General features: G+C 76.9%; 1 protein-coding gene. It reads right to left on the reverse strand.

The annotated features are described in order from the left end of the window. Nucleotides 1-214 precede the first annotated feature (214 nt). Nucleotides 215-745 (reverse strand): TIGR03089 family protein (locus tag LPA54_RS33835; protein ID WP_228984524.1); only part of this gene is annotated, 531 nt, incomplete at its 5' end.

Below are 745 nucleotides of genomic sequence, written 5' to 3' on the forward strand. Positions count from 1 at the left end.
GTCCCTCGGGGGGTATGCCTGCGGTGTCGCTCATGCCGGTTCCACCCCCTCACTGCGTACGGGCCGGGACGCGTACGGGTGCGGGCTGCTCGGTGCGTGCCGCTCGGGTGCGTGCCGCTTCCTACGACTGTGGCGCGCGCCGGGGAGGGGTGAGGGGTGCAGCTGCGCCGAACGGGTGAGGCGGTCCGTGGCGGCCGGGGTGGTGACCCGCGGGTCAGCGGGAGATGACCGTGACCCGTTCGCTCTCCACCCGCTTGTCCAGGGCGTCGGCGCCCAGCCGGTCGAGGTGGCGGCACAGCACCACCGAACCGCCGGTCGCCAGCGGCGCGTACAGCCCCGCGGTCCGTCCCTCCCAGGTGTCGTACGGCAGCCCGGAGAGGATGCGCGACCCCGGGCCGGTCAGTCCGAGGTCCGGCGCCTCCGCGCGGGCCCGCTCGACGACCTCCGCGCCCGAGAACTCCCTGCCCGCCACGATCAGCGCCGGCTCCTCCGGGTCGACGGGCGCGTACGGCACGAACCGGTCGCCCTGCCCGGGCACCTCCACGGCGTAGTCGGCGAAGCCCTCCGGCGGCTGCGGGAAGCGCCCGCCGAGCGGCCGCAGCGCCAGCGCGACCCGCGGGCCCGAGCAGGCGCGGGCGGCCTCCAGCGACTCCGGCTCCGGGCCGCTCACCACCACATCCGCCGCGGACGGGGCGCCGCCGACGTCCGCGATCACGCCGACCGAAGCGCAGGCCAGCAGCCACAC

This window comes from Streptomyces sp. DH12 (genome assembly GCF_020873895.1).
In the GTDB taxonomy this organism is placed as follows: Bacteria; Actinomycetota; Actinomycetes; order Streptomycetales; family Streptomycetaceae; genus Streptomyces.